The organism is Chitinophagaceae bacterium (genome assembly GCA_030053935.1).
Taxonomy (GTDB): domain Bacteria; phylum Bacteroidota; class Bacteroidia; order Cytophagales; family JASGCU01; genus JASGCU01.
In genome coordinates, this window is sequence record JASGCU010000104.1 from 1 (window position 1) to 7,557 (window position 7,557).

Consider the following 7,557-nt stretch of genomic DNA (forward strand, 5'->3'; position numbering starts at 1 on the left):
TTTTTTAAATTTTCATTATAATTGATTTTTTGCAATTAATTCGGAAAGAGTATAAGAGGGCTTATGACTACATCAAAGAATACTATTAGCCATTATACAAGTGTAAACACATTTGCAATGAAGAGTTTTTTTGCTGACACTCAATAATAATAAAATCAATTTTCAGAACGGACAAAGAATACATTATGAAAAAAATAGTATTAGGACTTATGTCGGGAACTTCTTTAGATGGGATAGATATTGCTTTATGTGAATTTGTGACGGAGACAAAAAAATCTTTTGCTTCTAAAATTCTTGCGACAGAATCGTGCGCATATACAACAGCTTGGAAGAAAAGATTAGAAAATGCCCTCTCTATGAATGGAGAAGATTTGAGTGTGCTGGATATTGAGTTAGGTCTTTTGTTTGGAGAGAAAATAATTTCTTTTTGTAAAAAAAACCATACAAAACCTGATTTTATTAGTTCGCATGGACATACTGTTTTTCATCAACCTGTCAAAAAATTGACTCTTCAAATAGGAAATGGGGAGGCAATTTGGATAAGCACGCACATTCCGACTATATGTAATTTTAGAATTGGAGACGTTCTCATCGGAGGGCAGGGAGCACCTCTCGTTCCTATGGGAGAAAGATATCTTTTCCCTGAGCATACGATATTTCTTAATTTAGGGGGGATTGCTAATCTATCTTTTCATAACGAAGCTCTCATTGCATTTGACTCTACGGTGTGTAATATGGTGCTCAATGCTTTGGCAGAAAAGAAAGGGGAGCAATTTGATAGAGATGGGCATATTGCAGAGCAAGGGGTTGTGATTAAAACCCTTATTTCACAAATAAATTCTCTTCCTTTTTTTCAAAAAAAATATCCTAAAAGTTTAGGAGTAGAGTGGTTTTTGCAGTATATACATCCTTTTTTGGATACTTCTCAGTATACTATAGAAAATTTGATGCGAACTTTTGCTGTTCATATTGCAGAGCAGATAAATAAAGATGTAAACACCTATAAAACCCAAGAAAAGGTGAATATATTGGTGACTGGCGGAGGAACCCATAATACTTTTTTGTTCCAAGAACTCAATAGAGTTGGAAAAGGGGAGAACGTTTTTGAAAAACCCGACAAACAAATCATAGACTATAAAGAAGCCATAATTTTTGCTTTTTTAGGATTCTTAAGATATATGAATATTCCCAATGCTTTGAAAAACGTAACAGGGGCTTCTTCCGATACTTCTAATGGTGTAATGCATGGTTTTTGTATATAATTAAAAAAATCTTTTCATTCTTATAAGAAAATACTTGTAATTATCTATTTTTTATTACTTTTATGTATTATTATCATTCCATTAAAATATTATAAAACATCATTATAACTTACTCAAAATGCAAGAAACACAAAAAACACAATCACAAATAGTAGACATAAAAATCCCCGTAGTAGGCGAATCTATCAGTGAGGTCACTATATCAAAATGGCTTGTAAAAGACGGAGACATGGTTAAAATAGATCAAATAGTAGCAGAAATAGAATCTGATAAAGCGACATTTGAGATAACGGCGTCCCATTCCGGAAAATGTATTATAAAAGCAGAAGCAGGAATATCTTTAGAAATAGGAGCATTAGTTTGTCAAATAGATACTTCTTTTGCTTCGAATCAAACCTCAACAACAGCAATACCTACTCCTTCTAAAAATCCTAAAAAAGAAGAAGTTCCCTCCAATAATTCCTCTATAATAGGACATCCTTCGCCTGCCGCCCATAAGATATTAGCAGAAAAAGGGATACAGCCATCCACCATAAAAGGAACAGGTATCGGAGGTAGAATAACAAAAGAAGATGCTGTCAGTACTATGACAAAAGCAAGCACTCCGGCAACTGTCCAAGCGACCCCATCAAATACAACAAGAGAGCAAAGAAGAGAAAAGATGTCTTCCCTGCGAAAAACTATATCAAGAAGATTAGTAGCAGTTAAAAACGAAACAGCTATGCTTACTACCTTTAATGAAATAAATATGAAACCTATTATGGACATACGAAAAGAGTATAAAGATGCTTTTAAAGAGAAGTATGATGTAGGATTAGGTTTTATGTCTTTTTTTACCAAAGCAGTATGTGCGGCACTCAAAGAATACCCCGCTGTAAATGCACAAATAGATGGAGATGAGATAATATACAATGATTTTTGTGATATTTCTATCGCTGTATCTGCTCCGAAAGGGCTTGTTGTGCCTGTGATAAGGAACGCAGATATTCTTTCTTTTTCACAAATAGAAAAAGAAATTTTACAACTCGCTCAAAAAGCTCGTGAAAACAAATTATCTATTGAAGAAATGACGGGAGGAACTTTTACTATCACAAATGGAGGAATATTTGGCTCACTTATGTCTACTCCTATTATCAATGGACCTCAATCTGCTATATTAGGAATGCATAACATTGTAGAAAGACCCGTTGTTTGTCCTTATAGTAAAGAAATAGTGGCTCGTCCCATGATGTATGTTGCACTCTCATACGACCATAGAATTATTGATGGAAGAGAATCTGTTAGTTTTTTAGTCAGAGTAAAGCAACTTTTGGAAGACCCTACTCGTTTATTGTTAGAAGTTTAAAGAGAAGTTAAAAAATAAATAACCCATACAGCACAAAACTGTATGGGTTATTTCAATTTAATGTAGAAGAGAACAGAATATGTTATTTCTTCTTCGGTTTTGGATCAGGTGTAGGAACTGCTTTTGGAGTCCATTCACCGATACTTTTTTCATTCATTCTTACATATTCATCATTTTTAGCTTCTTTTGCTTTTGCATGACTTACCTTCGCTGCTTCTATTGCGTCAGCATATCTACCTAAATCCGCTAAAATAAGAGCTCGGGTTCTATGCACCCAGAAACGATTTCCATCTATTGCTAATGCTTTATCTACCCATGCTAATGCTTGTACTTTATCTTTTCCATTAGCAAAATAATAACTTGCTGCATCATAATAGGTTTGAGCAAGGGATGACTCAGGACTTGCCTTAAATTTATCTATAGATGCCATTACTTCTGCATCTGTTGACAACTGTATGTTTAAATTTACTAATGTTTCATCCCATATAAATTGGAGATCTGCACCACTGTTTTGTATGTTTGCAAACTGGATAGTGAAGGTTTCTGTTTTTATTCCATATTTTATTACAGGAACAACAACTTTGAGAGTATCATTTTTTTCTCCCACAAATCGCACAGTCCAATTGTCTTGATTAACAATAGATGTTATAATATATTTTCCTGCTTTGGCAGGGATTCCTTCTATAACTATATCTCTATCAAAAGAAAGAGATGTAGGTGCATTTGCTCCTGTTCTCCACACACTTCCAAAAGGAACTACTTCTCCTCCAAAAATAGTTCTTCCCTTTACCCCAGGTCGAGAATACTCTACACTGAAAGTGGCAAGACCTATTGTCTGAGTTAATTTAGCACCGGGACTTGGTTGTGGTGTTCTTATTTGAGCATTTACTGCTCCAAAAAACAAACATAATATACTTACTACAAAAAATTTCATTAGTTTTAAGTTTTAAATAAATATTTAATTAAATTATACTGAATATATTAAACATAGTGCAAAATCAATGCCAAGTTTTTATAGGACATAATGTCAGTATTGTACAATGTTTTTTTGAGACATTATACAAATGCAAATTATTTTTTTCCTCCTACGGAAATAATATTTACTAAGAGTTTATATGCACCGGGAACCCCAGCGGGAAGCTGCCGAAAAAATGACAAACCCGTATATATGTAATGTCCTTTTCCGTATTTTGCAACTAAGAGTATTCCTTTTTGTGGATCTTCACCTGTATCCTGAGAAGATAAAAGAGGGGTAAATTTTTTATCCCATGATTTTGCAAAGTAAAGACCTCTTTCTTGTACCCATCCTTGAAAATCCTCTGCACCTATTTTATTAGGAAATTGAAAAAGAGGATTATGTGGATCTAAAAAAACCATAGGAGATTCTTCCACAGCAACTCTTCCTCTCCCTATTTCTAAATTGTACGGGGAAACACCTTTGACGAGCAACTCATTATTTGTAAAATATTGCACTATCAAATTACCTCCTTTTTCCACGTAATCAAAAAGATTTTTTGTTTCAAATCGGAGTTCTTTTACTGTATTAAAAGCACGAATTCCTAATATAATAGCATCGTATTGCTGTAAATTTGTTTGAGAAAGGGAATGCCCTGGTATAATTTCTACCTTATACCCTATTTGTTCTAAACAGGTAGGTACTTCATCTCCCGCTCCCATTATATACCCAATTGTAAACTCTTCGTTTTTTGTTTTTTTTATATCTAATTTTACTATTTTTGCTTTACAAATGGGAACGAGTGTTTGGACAGGTATATGGGGGTATTGCAATTCTATATAACTATTATTATAAAGATTTCCTCCCGTTAAAACTTCTGCTACCATTTCTCCCGAAGTATTATTTTTTGGACAAGTGACTTTAAAAGAAAATATTTTTTCTTGATATTTTTCTTCTAATTCTAATGGGTATGAGGCAGGGGTTACTTTCCATCCACTGGGGACATTTAATTGGACTTGTCCTTTTATATTATTTTTACCTGCTATTACGGTTACCTCTATCGTTTTTGGTTTTTCTATATCCTCAAAAAGATATATTTTATTTTTTAAGGACACAAAAGCAGGGGGGGTAACAGCGAGGGGTTTATAAACCTCTCCTTTTACAGGGTCATTTTTTTTAAATACAAGATTTGTTTCTAATGTAATGTCTAATCCGCCGACTATGAATGAAAAAGTGCAAGTTATAGGTTCACTTTCAGGTCGACTCCGCATAAGTTGTTCATCTACTTTTGACATTCCCAAAGTTCCTTCTTTTTTTAACCAATACGGATGTGTATAGGGTACTGTACTCGGGAAGTTATATACTTTTTCTTTTGTATATGGGATGTTATAAAAAAGCGGTTGATTTACTTTTATTTTTTCTCCAAGAGAAGGGATGGATACTTCTGTGAGGACGATATTCGCTTCCGATCTATTGAGTGCTTCAAAACTGATTCTTAGGGTATCTTCATGGGAAATAGAATATGTATTTGTTTTTATTTCATAAAAAAGACCTGTGATAGCCGTAATAATAGTTTTGATTTCTTTCTGTTTTATAGTTTTCCAAAATATATCGGATACATTTTCTAATTCTCTATAGGCATCTAAGAGGTGCGGGAGAATAGAAATAGGATTTTCGGGATTATATTGAGAAAGTGCATTATTCATAAAATATAAAACTTTCTCGGTTCCACTTACTCTTTTGAGGGATGTCTCTATATCTTCCATAATATCTTTTTGAACCAACGGAACATCCCATTGCTTGAGATACTCTATGTCTCTCCCTCGTATAGCAGTTTCTCCAAATCCTTGTGTTTTGTGCATACTTCTGCTGTTTGCGGCTATTTCTGTATAGGAAAGACCTAATATCTTACTATATTCGCCTACTTCTATTTTTATAAGACCCGTTGTATCCATTTTTTGTCCTCTACTTTGATAAAACCATGTGGATGTATTCCAAAAAATATGTGTTGGTTTCCAAGGTTCTACATATTGAAGTTGCTCAGGGAACTTATCAGCATCTCCTGCTATTTTAAATGCTTCGTTTGCTAACATTGCAGATGCTGTATGGTGGCCATGGGTAAAACCCGTTTCTAATGCAAATCTTGTTATTATTACATCAGGTCTAAATTTTCTTATTACCCAAACGATATCTGACAAAACTTCTTGTCTATCCCATTTGGTGAAAGTTTCATTTGGTTGTTTGCTATAACCAAAATCAATAGCTCTTGTAAAAAATTGCTCTCCCCCGTCTATTTTTCTCGCTTCTCCCAATTCACTTGTTCTTATAACTCCTAATTTTTCTCCTATATCAGAGCCAATAAGATTTTGCCCTCCATCTCCTCGCGTGCAAGAAAGATAAGCGGTTCTATACATTTTTTCATTTGCAAAGTATGCAATAAGCTGTGTATTTTCATCATCGGGATGGGCTGCTATATATAAAACAGAAGCCGCAACGGGTAATTTTTTTAACATCAGACGAATATCTGCTTCGTTATAATGCTTTGGTTTTTGTGAGTAGCTTTCTTGATTTGTTATCCCCCATAAAAATACAAGAGATATGCAAAAAAATATTGTGTTCTTTTGATTCATTTTTTAATTATTTGTTTTGAAAAATTAATGTAATAATTTATACTTCTGTGCAAGTAAAAAAATATTTTATATTTTTCACTAAATTACTTTTTTTAATATATTAATACAAACAAAATATCAAAACTATGCAAAAAAAACTTCAATAGATAAAAAATGTAGAATATCCTATGTTTATTTTTCTATTAAAAAATACAAGGATTAAAAGGAAATTATTTACTATTGAAAAACAATAGTGGATTACGTCCATAAAAATTATTTTTTTTATTTATAATTTACTTACACAATTTATACTTTACTCATAAACAATGATATATTTATTACCATCTATTACAGTTGTGGGCGGAAATGCAGTCCGTCTTAAAAAAGGAGATTATTCAATAGATACTACGCATACAGAATCCCCATTAGATGCGGCGAGACGGTTTGAGGATATTGGGATAACCTATTTACATTTGGTTGATTTGGACGGATCCAAAGAAGGAAAACCTATCAATATGCATATTTTGAAAGCTGTAAAAGGGCATACTTCTTTAAAAGTAAATTATTCCGGAGGGATGCATAAAGAAGCCGATATTCTAAAAGCATTTGAACTTGGGGCGGAAAGCGTAACCTGTGCCACCATTGCGGTTTATGACAAAGAACTTTTTCATAATTGGATGATGTCTCACGGAAGGAATAAAATTGTGTTAGCCGCCGATACTGATAATAATTTTATAAAAGTAGGCGGGTGGCTCAAAGAAACTAAAATACATTTATTTGACCATATACAGTACTATTATGACCGAGGATTAAAATTTCTAAAAACTACAGATATCAATAGAGATGGTTTATTTGACGGTCCTAACTTTGTTCTTTATAAAAGTATTTTAGAAAAATTTCCAGATATCTGTCTCATCGCAAGCGGAGGGATAAGGAATATAGATGATATAAAAAAACTCCAAGATTTAGGAGTATATGGAATTATTTTTAATAGAGCATATTACGAAGGAAAAATCACTCTCAAAGAATTAGAAAACTTTATCACCCACAATAAAAAAAGAGAATAGGAGATGGCATTTCTAAAAACTAAATCCACGATTGAAATGGTGGATTTAGTTTTATAATTGATTATCTCACAGAGTTTACAAAATATTTTTTTGAGCAGTTTGCAAATGTCTTGAAATCAAATTGAAAACCTTAGTCATTTGTTAACTTTTAAAATAAAAAAAATTATGTGCCATTAAAAAAAGCAACGAACGAAAAGCACAAACAAGCGTAAAATGGCATTTAAATTATACGGATTTTTAAATGGTTGTTAATGAGAGTATTATTCCTATAGGAAAAGATATTTATGTTTGCAGATGTACTGTTTCTTCTAAAAAGATA

At 32.9% G+C, this 7,557-nt stretch carries 5 protein-coding genes; 3 read left to right on the forward strand and 2 right to left on the reverse strand.

Features of this window, described 5'->3' with window-relative positions; genetic code table 11:
- Positions 1-185: 185 nt before the first annotated feature.
- Positions 186-1,262 (forward strand): anhydro-N-acetylmuramic acid kinase, encoded by a 1,077-nt coding sequence (locus QM536_08860; protein MDI9357116.1) that lies wholly within the window; start codon positions 186-188, stop codon positions 1,260-1,262.
- 118 nt (positions 1,263-1,380) lie between these two features.
- Positions 1,381-2,607 carry a 2-oxoglutarate dehydrogenase complex dihydrolipoyllysine-residue succinyltransferase gene (gene odhB / locus QM536_08865; GenBank protein MDI9357117.1) on the forward strand — a complete coding sequence of 409 codons (1,227 nt, stop codon included), beginning with the start codon at positions 1,381-1,383 and terminating at the stop codon, positions 2,605-2,607.
- A gap of 82 nt (positions 2,608-2,689) precedes the next feature.
- On the opposite strand, the gene QM536_08870 is transcribed toward odhB, so the two are convergent.
- Both QM536_08870 and QM536_08875 read right to left on the reverse strand, forming a co-directional pair.
- Positions 2,690-3,541: a DUF2911 domain-containing protein gene (locus QM536_08870; GenBank protein ID MDI9357118.1), complete on the reverse strand. Its 852-nt coding sequence runs from the start codon at positions 3,539-3,541 to the stop codon at positions 2,690-2,692.
- 137 nt (positions 3,542-3,678) lie between these two features.
- The gene (locus QM536_08875; GenBank protein ID MDI9357119.1) at positions 3,679-6,192 is read right to left on the reverse strand and encodes a PIG-L family deacetylase; all 2,514 of its coding nucleotides are present in this window, start codon (positions 6,190-6,192) and stop codon (positions 3,679-3,681) included.
- 305 nt (positions 6,193-6,497) lie between these two features.
- On the opposite strand from QM536_08875, the gene QM536_08880 reads away from it, so the two are divergent.
- Entirely contained in the window at positions 6,498-7,238 is a 741-nt protein-coding gene (locus tag QM536_08880; protein ID MDI9357120.1) for a 1-(5-phosphoribosyl)-5-[(5-phosphoribosylamino)methylideneamino] imidazole-4-carboxamide isomerase, read from the forward strand.
- The last annotated feature ends 319 nt before the right edge of the window (positions 7,239-7,557 follow it).